21 protein-coding genes and 1 pseudogene are annotated in these 22,063 nt (G+C 64.5%); 15 read left to right on the top strand and 7 right to left on the bottom strand.

Annotated features, from left to right (window positions below):
- Positions 1-376: 376 nt before the first annotated feature.
- Together TZ03_RS09765 and TZ03_RS09760 are read right to left on the bottom strand one after the other, a co-directional pair.
- Positions 377-1,870, bottom strand: a complete 1,494-nt coding sequence (locus TZ03_RS09765) for a CoA-acylating methylmalonate-semialdehyde dehydrogenase (protein WP_023662877.1) — start codon at positions 1,868-1,870, stop codon at positions 377-379.
- Positions 1,871-1,943: 73 nt separating this feature from the next.
- The gene (locus TZ03_RS09760; protein ID WP_051097367.1) at positions 1,944-3,290 is read right to left on the bottom strand and encodes an aspartate aminotransferase family protein; all 1,347 of its coding nucleotides are present in this window, start codon (positions 3,288-3,290) and stop codon (positions 1,944-1,946) included.
- Between the two features lie 118 nt (positions 3,291-3,408).
- Here TZ03_RS09760 and TZ03_RS09755 point away from each other — a divergent pair, with 118 nt between their 5' ends.
- The 5 genes from TZ03_RS09755 to TZ03_RS09735 all read left to right on the top strand — a co-directional run bounded on the left by TZ03_RS09755 (position 3,409) and on the right by TZ03_RS09735 (position 7,588).
- Positions 3,409-4,326, top strand: a complete 918-nt coding sequence (locus tag TZ03_RS09755) for a LysR family transcriptional regulator (protein WP_051097365.1) — start codon at positions 3,409-3,411, stop codon at positions 4,324-4,326.
- A 90-nt stretch (positions 4,327-4,416) separates the two neighbouring features.
- Complete coding sequence (locus TZ03_RS09750; RefSeq protein WP_051097363.1) at positions 4,417-5,079, top strand: TetR/AcrR family transcriptional regulator; 663 nt, start codon at positions 4,417-4,419, stop codon at positions 5,077-5,079.
- Positions 5,080-5,088: 9 nt separating this feature from the next.
- On the top strand, positions 5,089-5,673 hold the full coding sequence (locus TZ03_RS09745; RefSeq protein WP_051097361.1) for an IMPACT family protein: 585 nt from the start codon (positions 5,089-5,091) through the stop codon (positions 5,671-5,673).
- A 193-nt stretch (positions 5,674-5,866) separates the two neighbouring features.
- On the top strand, positions 5,867-6,553 hold the full coding sequence (locus TZ03_RS09740; protein WP_051097359.1) for an SDR family oxidoreductase: 687 nt from the start codon (positions 5,867-5,869) through the stop codon (positions 6,551-6,553).
- Between the two features lie 87 nt (positions 6,554-6,640).
- Positions 6,641-7,588, top strand: a complete 948-nt coding sequence (locus TZ03_RS09735; protein WP_051097357.1) for an adenosine deaminase — start codon at positions 6,641-6,643, stop codon at positions 7,586-7,588.
- Between the two features lie 20 nt (positions 7,589-7,608).
- Here TZ03_RS09735 and TZ03_RS09730 read toward each other — a convergent pair whose 3' ends face one another.
- Positions 7,609-8,322 carry an ArsR/SmtB family transcription factor gene (locus TZ03_RS09730; protein ID WP_051097355.1) on the bottom strand — a complete coding sequence of 238 codons (714 nt, stop codon included), beginning with the start codon at positions 8,320-8,322 and terminating at the stop codon, positions 7,609-7,611.
- Positions 8,323-8,828: 506 nt separating this feature from the next.
- Between TZ03_RS09730 and TZ03_RS31475 the strand changes: the two genes are divergently transcribed.
- Complete coding sequence (locus tag TZ03_RS31475; protein WP_082056593.1) at positions 8,829-9,026, top strand: hypothetical protein; 198 nt, start codon at positions 8,829-8,831, stop codon at positions 9,024-9,026.
- Here the strand turns inward: TZ03_RS31475 and TZ03_RS09725 are convergent.
- Together TZ03_RS09725 and TZ03_RS09720 are read right to left on the bottom strand one after the other, a co-directional pair.
- Entirely contained in the window at positions 8,977-10,158 is a 1,182-nt protein-coding gene (locus TZ03_RS09725) for a multidrug effflux MFS transporter (protein WP_051097353.1), read from the bottom strand. The two genes, TZ03_RS31475 and TZ03_RS09725, sit on opposite strands and share 50 nt — an antisense overlap.
- 175 nt (positions 10,159-10,333) lie before the next feature.
- Entirely contained in the window at positions 10,334-10,531 is a 198-nt protein-coding gene (locus TZ03_RS09720) for a heavy-metal-associated domain-containing protein (RefSeq protein WP_051097351.1), read from the bottom strand.
- A gap of 143 nt (positions 10,532-10,674) precedes the next feature.
- Here TZ03_RS09720 and TZ03_RS09715 point away from each other — a divergent pair, with 143 nt between their 5' ends.
- The 5 genes and pseudogenes from TZ03_RS09715 (at position 10,675) to TZ03_RS31930 (ending at position 16,032) form a co-directional block, all read left to right on the top strand.
- Positions 10,675-11,061 (top strand): hypothetical protein, encoded by a 387-nt coding sequence (locus TZ03_RS09715; RefSeq protein ID WP_051097349.1) that lies wholly within the window; start codon positions 10,675-10,677, stop codon positions 11,059-11,061.
- 52 nt (positions 11,062-11,113) lie between these two features.
- Positions 11,114-13,513 carry a heavy metal translocating P-type ATPase gene (locus TZ03_RS09710; protein WP_051097347.1) on the top strand — a complete coding sequence of 800 codons (2,400 nt, stop codon included), beginning with the start codon at positions 11,114-11,116 and terminating at the stop codon, positions 13,511-13,513.
- Positions 13,510-13,920, top strand: coding sequence for a Cu(I)-responsive transcriptional regulator (cueR, locus tag TZ03_RS09705; RefSeq protein WP_051097344.1), 411 nt, complete (start codon positions 13,510-13,512; stop codon positions 13,918-13,920). The genes TZ03_RS09710 and cueR overlap by 4 nt, the downstream gene beginning before the upstream one ends.
- Before the next feature lie 120 nt (positions 13,921-14,040).
- Positions 14,041-15,174: pseudogene (locus tag TZ03_RS31935) on the top strand (cache domain-containing protein); the annotation flags it as partial.
- A 90-nt stretch (positions 15,175-15,264) separates the two neighbouring features.
- Positions 15,265-16,032: a methyl-accepting chemotaxis protein gene (locus TZ03_RS31930; protein WP_414860304.1), complete on the top strand. Its 768-nt coding sequence runs from the start codon at positions 15,265-15,267 to the stop codon at positions 16,030-16,032.
- Between the two features lie 226 nt (positions 16,033-16,258).
- On the opposite strand, the gene TZ03_RS09695 is transcribed toward TZ03_RS31930, so the two are convergent.
- Both TZ03_RS09695 and TZ03_RS09690 read right to left on the bottom strand, forming a co-directional pair.
- Positions 16,259-17,038: an AraC family transcriptional regulator gene (locus TZ03_RS09695; protein ID WP_051097341.1), complete on the bottom strand. Its 780-nt coding sequence runs from the start codon at positions 17,036-17,038 to the stop codon at positions 16,259-16,261.
- Between the two features lie 181 nt (positions 17,039-17,219).
- Entirely contained in the window at positions 17,220-18,497 is a 1,278-nt protein-coding gene (locus TZ03_RS09690) for an acetyl-CoA C-acetyltransferase (protein ID WP_051097340.1), read from the bottom strand.
- A gap of 119 nt (positions 18,498-18,616) precedes the next feature.
- Between TZ03_RS09690 and TZ03_RS09685 the strand changes: the two genes are divergently transcribed.
- From TZ03_RS09685 to TZ03_RS09670, 4 genes are all read left to right on the top strand, one after another.
- Positions 18,617-19,969: a 3-oxoacyl-ACP reductase gene (locus tag TZ03_RS09685; protein WP_051097339.1), complete on the top strand. Its 1,353-nt coding sequence runs from the start codon at positions 18,617-18,619 to the stop codon at positions 19,967-19,969.
- A gap of 2 nt (positions 19,970-19,971) precedes the next feature.
- Positions 19,972-20,823 carry a MaoC family dehydratase gene (locus tag TZ03_RS09680; RefSeq protein ID WP_051097337.1) on the top strand — a complete coding sequence of 284 codons (852 nt, stop codon included), beginning with the start codon at positions 19,972-19,974 and terminating at the stop codon, positions 20,821-20,823.
- 176 nt (positions 20,824-20,999) lie between these two features.
- Positions 21,000-21,305, top strand: a complete 306-nt coding sequence (locus TZ03_RS09675; protein ID WP_051097335.1) for a MazG-like family protein — start codon at positions 21,000-21,002, stop codon at positions 21,303-21,305.
- Positions 21,302-22,051: a methyltransferase domain-containing protein gene (locus TZ03_RS09670; RefSeq protein WP_051097332.1), complete on the top strand. Its 750-nt coding sequence runs from the start codon at positions 21,302-21,304 to the stop codon at positions 22,049-22,051. The genes TZ03_RS09675 and TZ03_RS09670 overlap by 4 nt, the downstream gene beginning before the upstream one ends.
- Positions 22,052-22,063 lie beyond the last annotated feature (12 nt).

Below are 22,063 nucleotides of genomic sequence, written 5' to 3'. Positions count from 1 at the left end.
CCGCCCGCGCGGCGCATCGCCGGCAAGCCGGCTCCCACATCTGTTTCGGGCCAGTTACTCCTGGGGCCGAGGCACTCGGCCCCTTGGTGCCCGCCTTCTATAGCGAGTTGGAACGACGAGGGGGCGCGCGCCGGCGACACAGGACACATTGGCCCGAAACAAATGTGGGAGCCGGCTTGCCGGCGATGCGCCGCGCGGGCGGCGCTCGATCTTGTAGGCGCCAGAGAACCCAAGGCAGGCACCTCTCAGAGCCAATGCCATCTCAAGGCAGGCCTATGGCCGCCCTGATGCCCACTACAGCAACAGCAACCACCAAACCCAAACCCCAAAAACAAAACGGGGAGGCCTACCGGCCTCCCCGCTTCTTCCTCACCCCTTACAAGCTAGGGAAAGCAAACTGCGATGCCTCATGGCTGGCCCGCTGCGGCCAGCGCTGGGTAATCGCCTTGCGACGGGTATAGAAACGCACCCCGTCCGGCCCATAAGCATGCAGGTCACCAAACAGCGAACGCTTCCAGCCACCAAAGCTGTGGTAAGCCACCGGCACCGGCAGCGGCACGTTAACGCCAACCATGCCCACTTCGATCTCATCGCAGAACAGCCGCGCTGCTTCACCGTCACGAGTGAAGATGCAGGTACCGTTGCCATACTCGTGATCGTTGATCAGCTGCATGGCCTGCTCCAGGCTGTTCACCCGCACCACGCACAGCACCGGGCCGAAGATCTCTTCCTTATAGATGCGCATCTCCGGGGTCACCTTGTCGAACAGGGTGCCACCAACGAAGTAGCCATCTTCATTACCCGCCACACGGAAGCCACGGCCATCCACCACCAGCTTGGCGCCAGCAGCAACACCGTCATCGATGTAACCCACTACCTTGTCGCGGGCAGCAGCAGTCACCAGCGGGCCCATGTCCAGGCCACACGAGGTACCAGCACCAATCTTCAGCGCCTTGATCTGCGGCTCCAGCTTGGCGATCAGGGCATCGGCTACCTGGTCGCCGACGCACACTGCCACCGAAATGGCCATGCAACGTTCGCCGCACGAACCGTAGGCCGCCCCCATCAGTGCACTGACCGCGTTGTCCAGGTCGGCATCCGGCATCAGCACCGCGTGGTTCTTCGCTCCACCCAGCGCTTGCACGCGCTTGCCGCGCTTGGTGCCTTCGGCATAAATGTACTCGGCGATCGGGGTCGAACCGACGAAGCTCAGCGCCTTCACTTCCGGTGCTTCGATCAGCGCATCCACCGCTTCCTTGTCACCGTGCACCACGTTGAGGATGCCCTTCGGCAGGCCGGCCTCCAGCAGCAACTGGGCAATGAACAAAGTCGAGCTCGGATCGCGCTCGGAAGGCTTGAGGATGAAGGCGTTACCGCAGGCGATGGCCAGCGGGTACATCCACAGCGGCACCATGGCCGGGAAGTTGAACGGGGTAATGCCAGCAACCACGCCCAGCGGCTGGAAGTCGGACCAGGCATCGATGTTCGGGCCGACGTTGCGGCTGTACTCGCCTTTCAGTACTTCCGGCGCGGCACAGGCAAACTCCACGTTCTCGATACCACGCTTCAGCTCACCAGCGGCGTCTTCCAAGGTCTTGCCGTGCTCTTCGCTGATCATTTGCGAAATGCGCGCTTCGTTCTGCTCCAGCAACTGCTTGAAGCGGAACATCACCTGGGCGCGCTTGGCCGGTGGGGTATTGCGCCAGGCCGGGAAGGCCGCCTTGGCCGAATCGATCGCTTCCTGCACAGTCGCGCGGCTGGCCAGCTCGACCTTGCGCACGGCCTGGCCGGTGGACGGATTGAAGACATCGGCGGTGCGCTCACCCTTGGTAACCAGTTCGCCGTGGATCAGGTGCTGAACAATGCTCATGCAAAACTCCAGATAAAGAAGGTTGAGGCCGGCGCGCGATCTACTCACGCGCCGTGCGTCAGAAGCGGAAAGATCAGTCGATCAGGTTCAGGGTTTCGCCCACTGCATCGAACAGGCGGTCCAGTTCCTGCGGCTTGGTGTTGAAGGTTGGGCCGAACTGCAGGGTGTCGCCACCGAAGCGCACATAGAAGCCCGCCTTCCACAGTTTCATCGCCGCTTCGTACGGACGGACGATGGCATCGCCGTCACGGGCGGCGATCTGGATGGCGCCGGCCAGGCCGTAGTTGCGGATATCGACGATGTTCTTGGTGCCCTTCACGCCATGCAGCAGCTTCTCGAAGTGCGGCGCCAGCTCGGCGGCGGCCTGCACCAGGCTTTCCTTCTGCAGCAGGTCCAGCGCGGCGATACCGGCGGCACAGGCCACCGGGTGGGCCGAGTAGGTATAGCCGTGCGGGAATTCCACGGCGTATTCCGGGGTCGGCTGGTTCATGAAGGTCTGGTAGATCTCGCTGCTGGCGATCACCGCACCCATCGGGATGGCACCGTTGGTCACCTGCTTGGCGATGCACATCAGGTCCGGGGTAACGCCGAAGGCTTCGGAGCCAGTCATCGCGCCCATGCGGCCGAAGCCGGTGATCACTTCGTCGAAGATCAGCAGGATGTTGTGCTGGGTGCAGATTTCACGCAGGCGCTTCAGGTAACCCTTCGGCGGCGGCAGTACGCCGGCCGAACCCGCCAGCGGCTCGACGATCACCGCGGCGATGTTGGAGGCATCGTGCAGTTCGATCAGCTTGAGCATTTCATCGGCCAGGGCGATACCACCCTCTTCCGGCATGCCCTTGGAGAAGGCGTTCACCGGCAGCACGGTGTGCGGCAGGTGGTCGACATCCAGCAACTGACCGAACATCTTGCGGTTACCATTGACGCCGCCCAGGCTGGTGCCGGCAATGTTCACACCGTGGTAACCACGGGCACGGCCAATGATCTTGGTCTTGGTCGCCTGGCCTTTCAGGCGCCAGTAAGCACGCACCATCTTCAGCGCGGTGTCGGCACACTCGGAACCGGAGTTGGTATAGAACACGTGGTTCAGGTCGCCCGGGGTCAGCTCGGCGATCTTCTCGGCCAGCTGGAACGACAGCGGGTGGCCGAACTGGAAGGCCGGGGAATAGTCCAGGGTGCCGACCTGGCGGGCCACCGCTTCGGTGATTTCCTTGCGGGTGTGCCCGGCGCCGCAAGTCCACAAGCCGGACAGGGCATCGAAGATCTTGCGCCCCTGGTCGTCGACCAGGTAGCTGCCTTCGGCCGCCACGATCAGGCGCGGGTCGCGCTGGAAATTGCGGTTGGCGGTGTAGGGCATCCAGTGGGCATCCAGCTTGAGCTGGCTGGCGATACCGGCGGTAGCGGTTTCGGGCAGGTTCATCGGCGGTTCCTCGAAAGACGATTAGGCAACGATGGATGTTGTTGCAGCTAAATTGGCACGGCGATAAAGTCTGAAAAAGCCTACATTTCTAATCTTCAGACAGGCCACGACTAAACTAATGAGCCGACGCCCCGATCCACTCGCCCAAGTCAGCGATTTCGACATCCGCCTGCTGAAGATCTACCGCAGCGTAGTCGAGTGCGGCGGCTTCTCGGCCGCCGAAAACGTGCTGGGCATTGGCCGTTCGGCCATCAGCCAGCAGATGAACGACCTCGAGCAACGCCTTGGCCTGCGCCTTTGCCAACGCGGCCGTGCGGGTTTTTCGCTGACCGAAGAAGGCCGCGAGGTCTACCATTCGGCGCTGCAACTGCTCAGCGCCCTGGAAAGCTTCCGCACCGAGGTCAATGGCCTGCACCAGCATTTGCGTGGCGAGCTGAACATTGGCCTGACCGACAACCTGGTTACCCTGCCCCACATGCGCATCACCCATGCCCTGGCCGAGCTCAAGGACCGCGGCCCCGACGTGCGCATCCAGATCCGCATGATCGCGCCCAGCCAGGTCGAGCATGGCGTGCTCGACGGCAGCCTGCATGTCGGCGTGGTGCCACAGACCAGCCCGCTGTCAGGCTTGGAATACCAGCCGTTGTACAGCGAACGTTCGCTGCTGTACTGCGCGGTCGGCCACCCACTGTTCTATGCCGATGACCAGCAGATCGACGACGAACGCCTCAACAGCCAGGAAGCCATCACCCCGACCTTCCGCCTGCCGGCCGACATACAGGCGCATTACCAGGCGCTGAACTGCACGGCCAGTGCCTCGGACCGCGAGGGCATGGCGTTTCTCATCCTCACCGGGCGCTACATCGGCTACCTGCCAGACCACTACGCCACGTTCTGGGTGCAGCAAGGCCGCTTGCGTGCCCTCAAACCCCAGCAGCGCTTCTATGACTTGAGCCTCAGCTGGGTAACGCGCAAGGGCCGGCGGCCAAACCTGGTGCTGGAAAGCTTCCTCGAGAGCCTGGCTGCGACACGCTGATGCCAGTCTCTGCCGCAAATGCTTGTCACTTCGGCACAGGCAGGTAATCTTGTCCGACAGCCGCAGCCACTGACCCGTACGGAATCGTCCATGACCCTAGAAGTCCCTGCGCATCGCCTCTCTGCCTCGGGCAAGCCCGCAGGCCGCATCCGCCAGAAGAACGAACAGGCCATCATCCAGGCCGCCGAAGACGAGTTCGCCCGCCATGGTTTCAAGGGCACCAGCATGAATACCATCGCCCTCAAGGCGGGGTTGCCCAAGGCCAACCTGCATTACTACTTCACCAACAAGCTGGGCCTATACATTGCCGTGCTCAGCAACATCATCGAGTTGTGGGACAGCACCTTCAATGCCTTGAGCGTCGAGGACGACCCGGGGGAAGCCCTGAGCCAGTATATCCGCACCAAGATGGAGTTCTCCCGGCGCAACCCCCAAGCCTCGCGGATTTTCGCCATGGAAGTGATCAGTGGCGGCACCTGCCTGACCGAATACTTCAGTGCCGACTACCGTGAATGGTTCCGCGGCCGGGCCGCGGTGTTCCAGGCCTGGATCGAAGCCGGCAAGATGGACCCAGTCGACCCGGTGCACCTGATCTTCCTGCTCTGGGGCAGCACCCAGCATTACGCCGACTTCGCCACCCAGATCTGCCAGGTCACCGGCCGCAGCCGCCTGACCAAACAGGACATGGAAGACGCGAGCAACAACCTTATCCACATCATTCTCAAGGGCTGCGGCGTCAAGCCGACTGCCTGACCGTCATTTATGCCTTCTACCTTGCTCGACCTCTGCGAATACCGCGAGGAAATCCGCAAAAGCCGCTTCATCACCCTCGCCGGGCCGATCAGCAGTGGTGCTGAAGCGATGAGTTTCATCGAACGCCACAGCGACCTGGCCGCAACCCACAACTGCTGGGCCTGGAAGCTCGGCGCCCAGTACCGCAGCAGCGATGACGGCGAACCCGGCGGCACCGCGGGGCGACCGATCCTGGCGGCCATCGAAGCCCAGGACTGCGACCAGGTGGTGGTGCTGGTGATCCGCTGGTACGGGGGCATCCAGCTGGGCACCGGCGGCTTGGCCAGGGCCTATGGCGGCGGCGCCAACAAGTGCCTGCAACAGGCGCCCAAGCGGGAGCTGGTACAGCGCAGCGAATTCACCTGCAGTTGCAGTTTCAGCGAACTGGCGCTGGTAAAGCTGCGCCTGGCAGAGGTTGATGGCCTGGTACTGGATGAACAGTTCACCGCCAATGGCGTGGACCTGCTGATTGCGCTCGGTGACGCCCACCTGGCGCCACTGCAGCGGCAACTGGCCGACCTGAGCCGCGGGCGCATTCTGCTCGAGGCGCGCTGAACGTTGCCCACAACAACTGTGGACCAGCCTGTGGATAACCCGTGCGCCAACAGGCGAGGCGCCCGGCCCCACACGGGCAAGACACAACTGATTATTTTTTAACCAAACACCGGGCAAGGCTTGAGATTGCCGCAAAGCTGCCCCAGTGCATTATCCTAAATTCCTTTTCCTGCACCGATAAAGGAATGTTCATATGGCTAATTCAAGAACCGCCCTCGTCATCGGCGCATCGCGCGGCCTGGGCCTGGGCTTGGTGCAACGCCTGCACGAAGATGGCTGGAACATCACCGCCACCGTGCGCAACCCGCAGCAGCCCGGCGCCCTGGCGGATGTGCCCGGCGTGCGTATCGAACAGCTGGAAATGAACGACACCGCCCAGCTCGACGGCCTGAAGCAACGCCTGCAAGGCCAGGTGTTCGACCTGGTGTTCGTCAACGCTGGTGTCATGGGCCCACTGCCTCAAGACTTGGAAGCTGTGCACAACAACGACATCGGCGAGCTGTTCATGACCAATGCCGTGGCGCCGATCCGCGTGGCCCGTCGCCTGGTCGGCCAAGTCCGCCAGGGCAGCGGCGTGCTGGCCTTCATGAGCTCGATCCTGGGTAGCGTGACCATCCCGGACGGCGGCGAAATCTGCCTGTACAAGGCCAGCAAGGCGGCGCTGAACTCGATGATCAACAGCTTCGTCGTCGAACAACAGCGCCCTGACCTGTGCGTGCTGGCCATGCACCCGGGCTGGGTGAAGACCGACATGGGCGGGGAGAACGCCGAAATCGACGTACTGACCAGCACCCGCGGTATGCTCGAACAGATCAAGGCACAAAGCGGCAACGGCGGCTTGCGTTTCATCAACTACAAGGGCGAACCCCTGGTCTGGTGATTCACTGGGTCGCAGCCCGGCCCGGGCGCATTGCCTGGCCGGGCCCTGTAGAATGGCGGCAACCGTACCTGATCGAGATATCCCACTATGTATGACTGGCTGAACGCCCTGCCCAAGGCCGAACTGCACCTGCACCTGGAGGGCTCGCTGGAACCCGAACTGCTGTTCGCCCTGGCGGAGCGCAACAAGATCGCCCTGCCCTGGGCCGATGTGGAGAGCTTGCGCGGTGCCTACGCCTTCAACAACCTGCAGGAGTTCCTCGACCTGTATTACCAGGGCGCCGACGTGCTGCGCACCGAGCAGGACTTCTACGACCTGACCTGGGCCTACCTGCAGCGCTGCAAGGCGCAGAACGTGATCCACACCGAACCGTTCTTCGATCCGCAGACCCACACCGACCGCGGCATCCCCTTCGAAGTGGTACTCAATGGCATCAACCAGGCGCTCAAGGACGGCCGCGAACAACTGGGTATCAGCAGTGGCCTGATCCTGAGCTTCCTGCGCCATCTCAGTGAAGAGGAAGCGCACAAGACCCTCGACCAGGCCCTGCCGTACCGCGATGCGTTCATCGCCGTTGGCCTGGACAGCTCGGAAATGGGCCACCCACCAAGCAAGTTCCAGCGTGTCTTCGACCGCGCCCGCAGCGAAGGCTTCGTCGCCGTTGCCCATGCCGGCGAGGAAGGCCCGCCCGAATACATCTGGGAAGCCCTGGACCTGCTGAAGATCAAGCGTATCGACCACGGCGTTCGCGCCATCGAGGACGAACGCCTGATGCAGCGCATCATCGATGAGCAGATCCCGCTCACGGTATGCCCGCTGTCGAACACCAAGCTCTGCGTGTTCGATCACATGAGCCAGCACAACATCCTCGACATGCTCGAGCGCGGCGTCAAAGTCACGGTCAACTCGGACGACCCAGCCTACTTCGGCGGCTATGTCACAGAAAACTTCCACGCCCTGCACACCCACCTGGGCATGACCGAAGAGCAGGCCCGTCGCCTGGCCCAGAACAGCCTGGATGCCCGGCTGGTCTGACGCGCATGACGGCGTTGCGATCAACCAACCTGCAACGTCGGCACGCGGGCAATGCGATTGATCTGCTGGATACCCAGCGCCGAAATATGCAATGCCCGCGTGTCCTCGGCCTCACGCATCCAGCCAGATTGCAGGAACAGCCTGAACAAGGCCTGGCCCAGCACCCCGCCCAGGTGCGGCCCCTGGTCGCCCCACTCGGTACAGCGGCAAATCACGCAGCCGCGGTGCTGGTGCGGCGCCAGGGCATCGATGTAGACCCCAACCCGCGCCAGCTGCGCTCGCCCCTCCTCGCTCACCATCAGCTGGCGGCCGCTGCCCTCCAGCCAGCCGGCTACCACCAGGCGGTGATACAGCTCACCGGCCAGCTCCCCGCCCAGATGATCACCGCAGCGGCGAGCCCGGCGTATCGACATGGGCAGCGCTGATACCGGCGCCTTGGCCCGCTCCCCCCTGGCGCTTTCCAGTTGTACGCTGGCCAAGGCCTCGACTGCCGCCCCGACCTGCGGCGTTGCCAGGCGGAAATAGCGCTTGCGGCCCCGCGCTTCATGCCTGAGCAAACCGGCCGACGACAGCAACGAGAGGTGAGCGCACGCCGACGACGAGGTCAGGCCGGTCATTACCGCAAGCTCATTGGCCTGCCGTGGCGTGCCATCGATCAGTGCCCACAACATGGCACTGCGCTTGGGGTCGGCCATCAGGCTGGCGATCTGGCTGATACTGCTGACTGCATTCATGTCCCTGTAACTCCCTGCAAGTTCACTGTGTGGCTGCAATGGCCAACCCTGGCAATACGAATCGCCTGCCCGCCCATGGCCGGCACCGACAGGGAAGCACCTATCGCTGGCACTGCCCTGGCTCGCCAGTATAAGCCGCAGAAAACCCCATCCACGCTGCGCCGCGTCAGCGAACCTGTGCCGAAAAGCCACTGGGTATGCCTACCCATGGCAAGCAGTGAAACGGCTCAGCCAGCCTCCCGGAACCACGTGAATAAACACCCCGACACACGTTGCCAGGGGCACAGCAACGTCATGAGGAAAAAACACCTGCTGCAACTTCGGACACGGCCGACAGCCAACTTCCACAAATAGCGCGAGCCAAAGCGAAGGATCTACATGCTTGCAGGCATTGCGCCCAAAGCAGGGAACTGACGACCGTCAGTCAGGACAGCGATGCCGTGTCATGGCAAGCACGGAAGCCAGCGCTACACTTCATCCGCTCCCCCTTTTGGAGGTATGCCGCGATGAAAATTGTCGTCAGTGCATCGAGCCGGAATCCCGCCTGCCCCTGGCAGGTCCAGCTCGATCAACACGTGGTCAGTTTCCGCAGCGAGGCCGAGGCACGAGCCTTCGTCGCCACGCTGGAAACCCGCCTGCAGGCACCTCACCCGCTCATGCGGGACGCCTGGCCTGCAAGCCACGAGTCAACAGCGCGACACTGACCGCCAGTGCCCCACACAGGCTGATCACCAGCGCCATCGGCACCGCACTGCCATCATGCAGCAGCCCGACCAGCGCCGCAGCGCCTGCGGCGACGCTGAACTGCAGGCAGCCCATCAAGGCCGAGGCGCTGCCGGCCCGCGCGCCCTGCCCACTCATGGCGCAAGCAGAGGCGTTGGGGATGATGCAGCCCAGGCTGGCAATGCACACGAACAGTGGCACCAGCAGCGGCCACAGCTGGGCCGGCCGCATTGCCGCCACGCCCAACAGTACCAGGCCTGCCGCCAGGTACAGCCATACCGCCCGCGCCAACAGGAATGCCGGCCCATGTTTGGCCAGCAAACGTGCATTCACCTGCGCCACCAGGATAAAACCCGCGGCATTGGTGCCGAACAACCAGCCGTAATGCTCGGCCGGTACGTCGTAGAGCTGGATGAACACGAAAGGCGAACCGGCGATGTAGGCAAACATGCCGGCAATGGCGATACCGCCGGTCAAGGCATGGCCGAGGAAAACCCGGTCAGCGAGCAGGCGCCGGTACTGGCGCAAGGCACCAGACAGTGGCTGGCGCGGTATGTGCGCAGGCAGGCTTTCTGGCAGGCCCAGGCTAACCGCCAGCAAGCAGCCTGCACTGAACAAGCTCAGGGCAAGGAAGATCGACTGCCAGCCGGCCAGGTTCACCAGCACCCCACCCAGCATCGGTGCCAGGATCGGTGCCAGGCCCATGACCAGCATCAGCTGCGAGAACACCTTGGCCGAGGCCACCGGGTCGCACTTGTCACTGACGATGGCCCGCGACAGCACCATCCCGGCGCAGCCGCCCAGGGCCTGGACGAAACGCGCCAACACCAGGGTATCGAGGTTGGGGGCATAGGCACAGGCCAACGACGCCAGGGTGAACAAGGTCACCCCGAACATCAGCGGTTTGCGTCGGCCAAAGCGGTCGGCCACCGGGCCGTAGGCCAGTTGGCCAATGGACAGGCCGAGGAAGTAGGCGGCCAAGGTGGCCTGGACGTGTTTTTCATCGGTGGCGAACGCCTTCGCCATGGCCGGGAAGGCGGGCAGGTAGAAGTCGATCGCCAAGGGCCCGAACGCACTGAGTGCGCCCAGGATGAGCACCATTCGCAGGTTCATCAGGAATCCATAGCAGGCTAAGCAAGTAGCTCATTCTACCTACAGTGGACCCCGACGGGATGAAAACATTTGCAACAAACCCAAGGGCCGACGCGGCCCCTGTGGGAGCGGGCGTGCCCGCGAATCAGGCGACGCGGTGGACGGCACCGGCTGGCCCGCTCCCACAGGTAAGTGCTCAGGCAAGTTCGGCCTGATACCCTTCATCCCGAATGGCTGTAAGAATCTGCTCCTGCGCCAACTCACTCTGCACACGTACCTGCTTGCCCGCCAGGTCGACTTCCACCTTGGCCGCGGCATCCTGCTCCTGCACCGCACGGGTCACGGCTTTCGCGCAATGGCCACAGGTCATGCCTTGTACATTGAACACTTGCATGGGATACCTCCTTCAGGTTTTCAACGAGTCTCAAGCTTGCCATCGGGGCAAGGTCAAGGCCTGCCTGCAACAGCCGGGGTGGAAATCCGCGCCCGCGTCGGCCAAGCTGCGCCTTTGATGATCAGGCAAGCAGGAGATTTTTCATGTTCAGGGCAGCATTGGGCGTCGTCGGGCTATTGAGCGCGCTGGCTGCGGCGCCACCAGCCAGCGCCGAGGGCAACTCGGACTACAGCGTACTGATCATTTCCCGGGAACGCCTGGAAGTGGCTACCCATTGCGAGATCGGCGTCTACCTCAACGATCAGCTGTCGGGGCGCGTGTTCCAGGAGCAGTCCACTTCGTTCAACCTGCCACCCGGGCCCGTGGACGTGCGCCTGCGCGTGCTGCCCGGGCAAATGCCTGGCTGTGCGGCAGGTATCGAGGACCAGCGCAGCACGCGATTGAACCTGCAGGCGGGCCAGATCAACAAATACCGCATTGCCATGGGGCAATATGGGCTGGAGTTGAAGCGAGCCGGCCTGGGCTATTGACCTTACCTGCATGGCAAGGTTGATGCTGGAGGCCTGTCCAAGGAGGAGAGCCATGCCCGCATCCACCACATTCGACCTGCCGATCTCCGGCATGACCTGCGCCAGCTGTGCTGGCCGGGTCGAGCGCGCCCTGCGCAAGGTCACCGGCGCTGAACAGGTCAGCGTCAACCTCGCCACCGAACAGGCCCGGGTCCAGGCCCCGGCCAACAGCCTGCCCGCCCTGGTCGATGCCGTACGCGAAGCCGGCTATGGCGTGCCCACCCGCACCGTCGAACTGCAGATCGGCGACATGACCTGCGCCAGTTGCGTCGGCCGCGTAGAGCGCGCCCTCGGCAAACTGCCCGGGGTCGAACAGGTCAGCGTCAACCTGGCCAGCGAGCGCGCGCACCTCGAAGTGCTCGCTGCCCTGGACGACAACCTGCTGATCGAGGCGGTAGAAAAGGCCGGTTACAGCGCCAGCCTGCCGCAAACCACCAAGGATGACCAAAGCGCTGCCCAACGCCGCCTGCGCAATGAGCGCCTGGCGGTCGGCGCGGCCCTGTTGCTGGCCCTGCCGCTGGTGTTGCCAATGCTGCTGCAGCCGTTCGGCCTGCACTGGATGTTGCCGGCATGGGCGCAGTTCATGCTGGCGACACCGGTGCAGTTCATGCTCGGCGCGCGGTTCTACGTGGCCGCCTGGAAGGCCGTTCGTGCCGGTGTCGGCAACATGGACCTGCTGGTAGCCCTGGGCACCAGCGCCGGTTACGGCCTGAGCCTGTACCAATGGGCGCAGGCGCCCGCCGGCATGGCCCCGCACCTGTACTTCGAGGCCTCGGCCGTGGTGATCGCCCTGGTACTGCTGGGCAAGTATCTGGAAAGCCGCGCCAAGCGCCAGACCGCCAGCGCCATCCGTGCCCTTGAGGCGCTGCGCCCGGAACGCGCCGTACGTGTGGTCGACGGCCGGGAAGAAGACGTGGCCATTGCTCAGTTGCGCCTCGGCGACCTGGTGCTGGTCAAGCCCGGCGAGCGCTTCCCGGTCGATGGCACAGTCGAGGATGGCAGCAGCCATGCCGATGAAGCGTTGATCAGCGGCGAGAGCCTGCCGGTGCCCAAGCAACCGGGCGACAGCGTCACCGGCGGTGCCATCAATGGCGAAGGCCGCCTGCTGGTGCGCACCCAGGCGCTGGGCACCGAGACCGTGCTGGCCCGCATCATCCGCCTGGTGGAAGACGCCCAGGCCGCCAAGGCCCCGATCCAGAAGCTGGTCGACCGGGTCAGTCAGGTATTCGTCCCGGCCGTGCTGGTACTGGCACTGCTCACCCTGGGCGGCTGGTGGCTGGCCGGCGCACCGCTGGAAACCGCGCTGATCAATGCCGTCGCCGTGCTGGTGATCGCCTGTCCCTGTGCCCTCGGCCTGGCCACCCCAGCGGCGATCATGGCCGGCACCGGGGTCGCCGCCCGCCACGGCATCCTGATCAAGGACGCCGAGGCCCTGGAACGCGCCCATGCAGTCAACCGCGTGGTCTTCGACAAGACCGGCACCCTCACCTCCGGCAGCCCCCGGGTTGTCCACAGCCAGGCGCAGGCTTGTAGCGACGCCGACCTGCATCGCCTGGCCGGTGCCCTGCAACGCGGCAGCGAACACCCGTTGGCCAAGGCGGTGCTGGATGCCTGTGCCGAACAGGGGCTGGACGTGCCTGCCGTCGCCGACAGCCAGTCGCTGACCGGGCGTGGCATCGCCGGGCGCGTGGAAGGCCGTGAGCTGGCCCTGGGTAACCGCCGCCTGCTCGACGAAAGCGCCCTGCAGCCCGGTGAGCTGGCCGCCAAGGCCCAGGCCTGGGAAGCCGAGGGGCGTACCCTGTCGTGGCTGATCGAGCGCGGCACGCAACCCCGTGTGCTGGGCCTGTTCGCCTTTGGTGACAGCCTCAAGCCCGGCGCCGCGCAGGCGATCGACACCCTGCACGCGCAACGCATCAGCAGCCACCTGCTGACCGGCGACAACCGTGGCAGCGCCAAAGTGGTTGCCGACGCCCTGGGCATCGACGATGTGCATGCCGAAGTGCTGCCAGCCGACAAGGCCGCGACCGTGGCCGCGCTCAAGCGCGATGGCGTGGTCGCCATGGTCGGCGATGGCATCAACGATGCACCGGCGCTAGCCGCCGCCGATATCGGCATTGCCATGGGTGGCGGCACCGACGTGGCCATGCAGGCCGCAGGCATCACCCTGATGCGCGGCGACCCAGGCCTGGTGCCGGCCGCCCTGGAGATCAGCCGCAAGACCTACGCCAAGATCCGCCAGAACCTGTTCTGGGCGTTCATCTACAACCTGATCGGCATCCCGTTGGCCGCGCTGGGTTACCTCAACCCGGTACTGGCCGGCGCCGCGATGGCCCTGTCCAGCGTCAGCGTGGTGAGCAACGCGCTGTGGCTCAAGGCCTGGAAACCCACCAGCACCACCCAGGAGGCCCCATGAACATCGGCCAGGCCGCCCGCCGCAGCGGGCTCAGCACCAAGATGATCCGTTACTACGAGTCCATCGGCCTGCTCAAGCCTGCTACCCGCAGCGACAGCGGCTACCGCCTGTACCAGGCGGAAGACTTGCACAGCCTGGCCTTCATCAAGCGCTCTCGCGACCTGGGCTTTTCCCTGGAAGAGGTCGGCAAGCTGCTGACCCTGTGGCAAGACCGCCAACGCGCCAGCGCCGATGTGAAGGCCCTGGCCATGCAGCATATCGATGAACTGAACCGGCGCATCGAGGAGCTGGTGAACCTGCGCGACACCCTCGGCGAGCTGGTCTCGCACTGCCAGGGGGATGATCGCCCGGACTGCCCGATCCTCAAGGACCTGGCCAATGGCGCTGCGGGTAGTTGCTGTCACTGAGCGCTTTCAGCGATTTGGTATGCCATATACGTCCAAACACGACCGAATAGTCGCCAACCACGACTTCATCCAATAAATACAGGGGTTTGGGCTTCATAAAACCCGGATGCTGCCGATGCAATGGCTACCTGCCTCGCGTGTCGACAACAAAAAATTCCGGGAGCGTCGATGAACATCAAACAGAAACTGACCTGGGCATTCGCGGTCATCGCCGGCTTGCCCATCGTCCTCGTGGCCACCCTGGTGGTCCTCAACCTGCGTGGCGAAGCCCGCGACGAATTCCTCGACGGCAGCAGCCGGGAAATCCGCCAGGTCGGCAACGCGATGAACATCTTCTTCCAGGGCATCAACCAGAACGTCGAGTACCTGGCTGCACAACCCATGGTCGCCGCCACCGGCAGCAACCTCAACAAGTTCATGAGCGCCACCCCGTCCTACGAGCTGGGCGACCAGGACAAGCAACTGCTGGATTTCTTCACCCGTCTGGCAGACTCCCACCCTAGCTATGCCTACGTTTCCTACGGGGTCAGTGACGGCGGTTACGTCGGCTGGCCAGCCGGGCAGAAGTTCGTCAACTACGACCCTCGCCCACGCCCGTGGTACCAGCTGGCCATGGCCAACCCGGGCAAGACCGTGCGTACCGGCGCCTACTACTGGGCCGCCGACGACGCCGTGCTGATCAGCACCGTGCGGGCCGTGGCCAACCAGCTTGGCAACCCCGGCGGCGTGGTCAACATCGATGTGTCGCTCAAGGGCCTGACCGAGATCGTCAAGCAGATCAAGCTGGGCGAAAGCGGCTACCTGATGCTGGTTGAAAGCAACGGCAACGTGATGGTCGACCCACGCGACGCCAGCCACAACTTCAAGCAGCTGGCCAGTTTTGGTGACGGTTATGCCGAACTGGCCAAGGCCGGCAAAGGCCTGGTCGAGGTCGAGCTCAATGGCGTGCGCTACATGGCCAACGTCTTCCCCGACGAGCAACTGGGCTGGACCTTCATCGGCCTGATCGAGCAAAGCGAAGTGATGCAGACCACCACCCAGCTGACCTGGCTGATCGGGGCCATCGCCGTGGTGCTGGCCGCGCTGTTCGCCGTGGTTGGTGCAGCCTTCGCCAAGCTGATCGTGCGCCCGATCAACAGCGTTACCAACGGTCTGGAAGATATCGCCCAGGGCGAGGGTGACCTGACCCGCAACCTGGAAATCCGCGGCCGCGACGAAACCGCGCAACTGGCCAGCTGGTTCAACCAGTTCCTCGGTGCCATTCGCAGCCTGATCCAGCACATCGGCGCTGCCGCCAGCAAGATCCTCAGCACCTCCAGCAGCTCGACCCGGGTTTCCAGCGACATGGCCGAAGCCGCAGGCCGCCAGCGCGAAGCAGTGGATATGGTCTCCACCGCCTTCCACGAAATGGTCGCCACCGCCAACGAAGTGGCGCGCTCCTGCAGCCAGGCGGCGCAGTCGGCCGACAGTGGCCAGCAACAGGCCCGCGAAGGCCAGCAGCAGATCGATGCCGCCGTGCACAGCGTTGATCGCCTGAGCCAGGAGATCGAACAATCGGCGCAGTCGATCCAGCAGCTGGAGCGTGACAGCAACGCCATCCAGTCGATCCTCGGCACCATCCGCTCGATTGCCGAACAGACCAACCTGCTGGCCCTCAACGCCGCCATCGAAGCGGCCCGCGCCGGCGAACAGGGCCGTGGCTTTGCCGTGGTGGCCGACGAAGTGCGGGCGCTGGCCAAGCGCACGGCCGACTCCACCGCCGAAATCGACGGCCTGCTGGGCAACCTGGCCAGCCGCACCGCCGAAGTGGCCACGCAGATGCACGCCAGCCTGGAGGTTTCGCAGCAATCGGTGAGCCGCATCGGCCTGGCCCGCGACAGCTTCGGGCAGATTCGTGAGTCGGTGGACGTGATCCGCGACATGAACACGCAGATCGCCACAGCAGCCGAGGAACAGCACCAGGTGGCCGAGGACATCAACCGGCACATCAGCCAGATTCACGGGGATGCACAACTGGTGGCCGAACTGGCCCAGGCGGCGCGCGTGGACTCGGAGAGCCTGGCCGGGTTGTCCAATGAACTGGATGCGCTGGTGCGCAGGTTCCGTACCTGATTGCCACTTTGCCTGTACCGGCCCTATCGCCGGCAAGCCAGCTCCCACCTCGATCGCATAGGCCTCAAGCCCTGTGCAGTACCTGTGGGGGCTGGCTTGCTGGCGATGAGGCCAGTCCAGGCAATACAAGACTGTTGCTCCCACTAGACTCTGCAGCCCTCAGGGTCTGTGCAATACCTGTGGGAGCTGGCTTGCCGGCGATAGGGCCGGTACAGGCAACCAATCACTAAAGCTTCAACTCCCCCGGAGTAGCCCCGAACAACTGCTTGAACGCCGCAATGTAGGCCGAAGTGGAATCATATCCACAGCCCAGCGCCGCCTCGGTCACATTCTCCCCCGCCTCCAGCAACGCCAGCGACGACAACAGCCGCATGCGCTGGCGCCAGTTACGGAAACTCAAACCGGTCTCCCGCTGGAACAGCCGCATCAGCGTCTTCTCCGAGCAGCCCAGCTGCCGCGCCCATTGCTGCAAGGTCTGCGGCTGGTCTGGTGCGGCGATCAAGCCATTGCACAGCGCCAACAAGCCTGGGTGGCGCGGCAACGGCAGCGAAAACCCGACCTCGGGCAAGGTGCGCAACTGGTCGAGCAGCACTGCCACCAGGCGCGCCTCGGCGCTGTCACCCTCCGGGTAATCCGCAGGGAACAGGCAAAACTGCTTGATCAGCTCGCGCGCCAGTGGGGTCACCTCCAGCACCCGGCATTGCTCCGGCGCCCACGGGCAGGCATCCCGGCGCACGTACAGGCTGCGCATCTCGGCCTGCATCGAGGTCACCACTTCGTGTTCGGCATCGGCAGGGATCCACACCCCCCATTGCGGTGGCGCGAAGTAGCTGCCGTCGCGGGTATACACGCCGAGTACGCCGCTGATGGCGTAGGAGAACTGCACCCAGTCGTGCTGGTGGCGAGTGGTCCAGGAGCCGGCACCGAGGCTTTCGGCACGGGCATAGAGGGGCCTGGGCAAGTGGTCCAGCGCCGGGATGGCACGGGGATGTCCGATGATCGGCATGACGGTTTCTTGTAGTTCTGACCAGACAAGCCTAACAGCTGAGGGCGATGACCGTGACATCTGTGCTGCCTTCTTCGCGGGCCCGCCCGCTCCCACAGGTAAATTACCGCATCCGAAAGCTGCGCTTTGCCTGTGGGAGCGGGCAAGCCCGCGAAGAAGCCAATGCAATTTTTACAAGTACCTATCGCTCGACGATCACGGTCACCCCCTGCCCACCCGCCGCACAGATCGAAATCAGTCCCCGCCCCTTCCCCGCCGTTGCCAGCAACTTCGCCAGGTTGGCCAATATCCGCCCCCCGGTGGCCGCGAAGGGATGCCCGGCCGCCAGCGAGCTGCCCTTGACGTTGAGCTTGCTGCGGTCGATCGCCCCCAGCGGCGCATCCAGCCCCAACCGCTCGCGGCAGTAATCAGCATCCTCCCAGGCCTTGAGCGTGCATAACACCTGGGCGGCAAAGGCTTCGTGGATTTCGTAATAGTCAAAGTCCTGCAATGTCAGGCCATTGCGCGCCAGCAAACGCGGCACCGCATACACCGGCGCCATCAACAGCCCTTCGCGGCCAGTGACGAAATCCACCGCAGCGGTCTCGCCATCGACCAGGTAGGCCAGCACCGGCAGCCCCTGCTGCGCGGCCCACTCTTCACTGCCCAGCAACACCAGCGAAGCGCCGTCGGTCAGCGGCGTGGAATTGCCCGCCGTCAACGTGCCCTGGCCGCTGCGATCGAAGGCCGGTTTGAGCTTGGCCAACTGCTCGAGGGTCAGGTCGGGGCGCAGGTTGTTGTCGCGGGTCAACGACAAGAACGGTGTCAGTAGGTCATCCTGCCAAGCCTCGGCATACGCGGCAGCCAGCTTCTGGTGGCTGAGCAACGCCAACTCGTCCTGCTCGACCCGGCCAATGTGCCAGGCCTGGGCCATGCGCTCGCAATGCTCGCCCATCGATAGCCCTGTGCGCGGTTCGCCGTTGCGTGGCAACTCGGGTTTCAAGTGGTGCGGGCGCAGCTTGAGGAACGGCTTGAGCCGCTCGCCCAGGCTTTTGCCACGGTTGGCCTGTAGCAGGATGTGGCGCAAGCCTTCGTTGACCGCTATCGGCGCATCGGAGGTAGTGTCCACGCCCCCGGCGATGCCGCAGTCGATCTGCCCCAGGGCAATCTTGTTGGCCACCAGCAGCGCCGCCTCCAGGCCCGTGCCACAGGCTTGCTGGATGTCATAGGCCGGGGTCTGCGGCGCCAGGCGCGAACCCAGCACGCATTCACGGGTCAGGTTCATGTCGCGCGAGTGCTTGAGCACTGCACCGGCCACCACCTCACCCAAGCGCAGCCCATGCAGGCGATAGCGTTCAACCAACCCTTCGAGGGCGGCGGTGAGCATCGCCTGGTTGCTGGCCGTGGCGTAGGCACCATTGGAACGGGCGAAAGGGATTCGGTTGCCGCCCAGGATCGCGACCCGGCAAGGTGAACGCATGCGCTGGTTCCTCCTGTAACAAATTTGATTGGTACAGCCTAGGTGTTTTTACCGCGTTCGAACGACCTTGCCACAAAGTTGGTCCACACTTTCAAGCTTGCCTTTCGGGAGACCCACTCATGAGCGATCGCTACCTCGGTTTTGCCAACTCCAACCTCGGCCGCCGCCTTGTGGACGCCCTTGGCCTGCCACGCCCGGCGCCGCTGGAGCGCTGGCAGGCCGGCCGCCTGCGCCCGGTGGAAGGGGCCCTGGTACTGGGTGGCGGGCCACTGGCCAGCCAGGTCGAAGCCATCGCCCCGCGTCTGACCGACGAGGTTTACAGCTTCAATGCCGACAACCTGCAGGCCGAAGCCTGGGTGGCAGGCCTGGGGCCGAAAATCAAAGCCGTGGTATTCGATGCCAGTCATCTGTCCGACAGCGATGCACTGAAGCAGTTGCGCGAATTTTTCCAGCCACTGCTACGCAGCCTGGCGCCGTGCGCTCATGTACTGCTGCTGGGCCGCGCACCAGAAAGCCTCGACAACCCATTGGCCAGCATTGCCCAGCGCGCCCTCGAAGGCTTCAGCCGCTCGCTGGCCAAGGAATTGCGCAATGGCGCCACCGCACAGTTGCTGTATGTCGGCCCCGGTGCGGAAGACCAGCTGGAAGGTGCCCTGCGCTTCTTCCTCTCGCCTAAAAGTGCCTTCATCTCCGGCCAGGTACTGCGCCTGGAAGCCTGCGCCAGCCAGGTCGAGGACTGGACCCGCCCGCTGGCTGGCCGTCGCGCCCTGGTCACCGGCGCCGCGCGCGGCATCGGCGCAGCCATCGCCGAAACCCTGGCGCGGGACGGCGCCGACGTGCTGCTGCTCGACGTGCCGCAGGCCAGCCAGGACCTCGACGCCCTCGCCGAGCGCCTCGGCGGCAAGGCATTGCCACTGGATATCTGCGCCAGCGACGCGCCAGCGCAACTGCTCGCAGCCCTGCCGGACGGCATCGACATCGTGGTGCACAATGCCGGCATCACCCGCGACAAGACCCTGGCCAACATGACCCCGGAATACTGGGACGCGGTACTGGCGGTCAACCTCAAGGCGCCCCAGGTGCTGACCCAGGCGCTGTATGACAACGGTGCGCTGGGGGAAGACGCGCGCATCACCCTGCTGGCTTCGGTCAGCGGCATCGCCGGCAACCGCGGGCAGGCCAACTATGCTGCGAGCAAGGCCGGGTTGATCGGCCTGGCCCAGGCCTGGGCGCCACGGCTTGCCGAACGGGGCGGCAGCATCAATGCCGTGGCCCCCGGCTTCATCGAAACGCACATGACCGCCGCCATGCCCATGGGCCTGCGCGAGGCCGGGCGGCGCTTGAGTTCGCTGGGCCAGGGCGGTCGCCCGCAGGACGTCGCCGAGGCCATCGCCTGGCTCAGCCAACCCGGTTCCGGGGCGGTCAACGGCCAGGTGCTGCGGGTGTGCGGCCAAGCATTGATGGGGGCTTGAGCATGAACCGACCCTGGCACGACCTGCACAGCCCAGCTTCCCGCGCCAGCCTGTACCTGCGTGCGGCGAGCAAGCGCTCGATCAGCGGCGACCGGCTGCCGGAGGACGGCCTGCGCTGCTTTATCCAGGTGCAACCGGATAACCTGGGCGCCTATCGACGGCTTTGCCACTTCCCCGACGATGGCCGCCTGCCGGGCACATATCCCCATGTCATGGCATTTACCCTGCAGCTGCAGTTGATGACTGCCCACGATTTCCCCTTCCCGCTGCTCGGCCTGGTACACCTGCACAACCGCATCGAAGTGCTGCGCCCGCTCGGCGCTATCGAAGGGCTGCGCTTTGCGGTGTATGCGCACAACCTGCAGCCGCATGCCAAGGGCGGCACCTTCGACCTGGTCACCGAGGCCGAAGACGGCATCGGCCTGCTCTGGCGCGAAACCAGCCGCATGTTGGTGAGGGGGCTGAAGCTGGAAGGCGCGCCAGAGCTGCCTGGCGAAGTTGAGCCGGACTCATTGCCGGAAGCGACCCGCTGGTACGCCGACAGTGATATCGGCCGGCGTTATGCCAAGGTTTGCGGGGATTACAACCCGATCCACCTCAGCGCGGTCAGTGCACGGTTGTTCGGCTTCCCTACGGCCATTGCCCATGGCATGTGGACCAAGGCCATGGCTTTGGCCGCATTGCGCGGGCACCTGCCGCACAGTGGCTATGCCTTCGAGGTGGACTTCCGCAAGCCGGTGCGGTTGCCGTCGGAGGTGGTGCTCAGCGCCAGTGCGGCGGGGCCCGAGGGTGAACTGAGGCTGGATGGGCATGGTGGGGTGCTGCATATGGTCGGGCGCTGGGGTCCCCTGTAGATCGTGAGGCTGCTGCGCAGCCTTTTCGCGACACAAGGCCGCTCCCACAGGTACCGCGCCAGGCTTGATGCTGGTGCCACCCTGTGGGAGCGGCCTTGCGTCGCGATGGGCCGCAAAGCGGCCCCCTTGCTTTGCATCGGCCCTGCGCAGAAGCTATGCAGCATTAGGAGACCCCGATGAACCTGCAAGAACTCACCCAACGCCTGCACCAGATCCGCGACAACAACGACTGGCGCGGCTTCCACAGCCCGAAGAACCTGACCATGGCCGCCAGCGTCGAAATGGCCGAACTGGTGGAAATCTTCCAGTGGCTGAGCGAAGACGAATCGCGCCAACTGCCCGCCGACAAGCTAGCCCACGCAGGCCAGGAAATCGGCGATGTGGTGCTTTATCTGTTGCTGCTGTGCAGCGAGCTGGGCCTGGACATGGACCAGGTGGTGCGGGCCAAGCTGGCCGACAGCGAGAGGCGCTTCGCTCGATGAACGACCGTCATTTCGATGAGCTGGCCACCCGCTTTGCCGAGAAGATCTACGGCGGTGCCAAGGGCGCTATCCGCCTGGCCGTGCTGCAGGCCGACCTGGCCGAGGCCCTGCCCGACCGCCCGCTGCGCATCCTCGACATCGGTGCCGGACTGGGCCACATGGCTTTGTGGCTGGCCCAGCGCGGCCATCAGCTGACCCTGGCCGAACCCGCCGCACCGATGCTCGACGGCGCGCGGGCGCGCTTTGCCGAAGCCGGCCAAACCGCCACTTTCATCCAGGCGCCCTGGCAAGACCTGCTCGGCCAGCTGACCGAACCCTACGACCTGGTGCTGTGCCACGCCGTACTCGAATGGCTGGCCGAACCCGAAAGCATCCTGCCAGTGCTGCACCAACTCACGGCCCCCTCCGGGTGGTTGTCGCTGGCCTTCTACAACCGCGACGCACTGGTCTATCGCAACCTGCTCAAGGGCCATTTCCGCAAGTTGCGCAGCAACCGGCTGGAAGGTGAAAAGCAGAGCCTGACCCCGCAGAAACCGCTTGATCCACGCGAGCTCAAGGCGCAACTTGGTCCTATGTGGCAGGTCGAAAGTGAAAGTGGCGTCAGGGTGTTCCACGACTATATGCCCAAGGAATTCCAGGGCAAGGCCGAGCTGCTCGACCTGCTGGAAATGGAACTGGCCTACCGTCGCCACCCCAGCTTCGCCGGGCTCGGCCGCTACCTGCACTGGGTCTGCCGCCCCCGCTGACCCGCCCGCCGG

This window comes from Pseudomonas sp. 10-1B, assembly GCF_000935045.1.
GTDB lineage: Bacteria > Pseudomonadota > Gammaproteobacteria > Pseudomonadales > Pseudomonadaceae > Aquipseudomonas.
Note: the sequence above shows the minus strand (reverse complement) of the source record. Positions and strands in the feature narration are given on the sequence as shown.